The 1,448-nt window shown below is 65.5% G+C and carries 1 protein-coding gene; it reads left to right on the top strand.

Annotated features, from left to right (window positions below; all coding sequences use genetic code 11):
- Positions 1-171 precede the first annotated feature (171 nt).
- Positions 172-1,071 carry a hypothetical protein gene (locus ACTMTI_RS56815; protein WP_441129400.1) on the top strand — a complete coding sequence of 300 codons (900 nt, stop codon included), beginning with the start codon at positions 172-174 and terminating at the stop codon, positions 1,069-1,071.
- Positions 1,072-1,448 lie beyond the last annotated feature (377 nt).

The following is a 1,448-nucleotide window of genomic DNA, read 5'->3' as shown; positions in this document are numbered from 1 at the left end:
TAGACCTCCAGGGAGATCAGACCGTGCATGCGGCCCCACATGCGCAGCGCGAGGGCGACGGCGGCCGGGGGCAGGTCGGGGAAATGCTCGCGGATGGTGGCGGCTCTACAACATCCACGACGTCCAGCGCTGGCTGGACCAACACCGTATCGACCCACGTGAGGTGGCCTGATGGCGCCACGGCCCGAACTCCCGCCCGTCGGCATTGCTTTGAAATCCGACGTGGAAATGCGCGCCGGCAAGAACCCCTACCGAGCACGCGTGCGATGGTTCGATCCCGCCACCAGCCAAAGACGATCCAAATCCGTCGCCTTGCCCACCGAGGACGCGGCCGCACAGTGGATCGAGGAAATGGAGGACGCCGCGCGCGGCGGCGTCGACCCGCACATGGCCACCATGAAACTCGCCGACTACGGCGAGCGCATCATGCACCTGGCAGCGCGGAGGCTGGAGGCCAAAACCCTCGATCCCTACCTGGCCGGCTGGCGCAAGCGAGTGGTTCCCAGCCTGGGACACCTCCCCGTCCGCATGATCACCAACGGCGCGGTGGATTGGACCGTCCACGCATGGATCGCCGACGAGTGCAGCCGCTCCACCGTCAAGAACAGCCTGGCCATCCTGGTCCGGGTCCTGGAGCAAGCCGTGCGGGACAACATCATCGACCGCAACCCGGCCAAGGTCACCGGCCGGCAGAGCGAATACAAGAAAGCCGAGGACGAACTGGATGACCCCCGAGCGCTCGCACTGCCCAACTGGGCGGCGTTGGAGCGACTCGCGAAGGCACTTGTGGAACGTTCCAGAGATGGCTACGAGCGGTGGGGAGAAGTTGTGATCTTCGCTGCATGCACGGCAGCGCGCATCGGCGAGGTCTCGGGTGTTCGTGTCGGGGACATCGACACGAACACCTGGACGTGGACGGTACGCAGGCAGACGACACCAAGCCCCGGCGGGTGGCCCATTGCTGCTCTAGGCCGAGTGGTGCTGATGTGGGACCTTTCCACTGGGCAACAGCTAAGCACCTCAGTGACTGGCTTCCAGGCGCGGTGCCAGGCGTTGGCCGAGCGGGGGTGACTACGCAGTGCGCGGGCGGCCTGCGGCGGGGTCATGCCGTGCTCGTACGTGTCCGCCGCGGTGAAGCGGACCTGCTCGCGCTTGGCGCGTGCGTGGGCTGAAAGGCCTCCACCATCGGGGTACCGCACAGCAGAGTTGTACTGCTGAAATACGACGATGTAACTCATCTATAGCGCTATGTGTTCGTTCCGTCGCCGATTGCTAGGCCTTCAATCTCTGTAGCGGCAATGTCACGCCGGGTGATGGCGGCCAGACCTGCTGGCTCTCATGAACGACGCTCTGGCCGCTCTCCTCCTGTCGCACCCCCATCGGCGACCGGCACAAGCTACTGGCCGAAGCTCCCGACCAGAGCCTCCACCCGATCCCGCTTGGCGTAC

This window comes from Nonomuraea sp. H19, assembly GCF_052068215.1.
GTDB lineage: Bacteria > Actinomycetota > Actinomycetes > Streptosporangiales > Streptosporangiaceae > Nonomuraea.
This window is presented reverse-complemented; position numbering and strand designations above follow the sequence as displayed.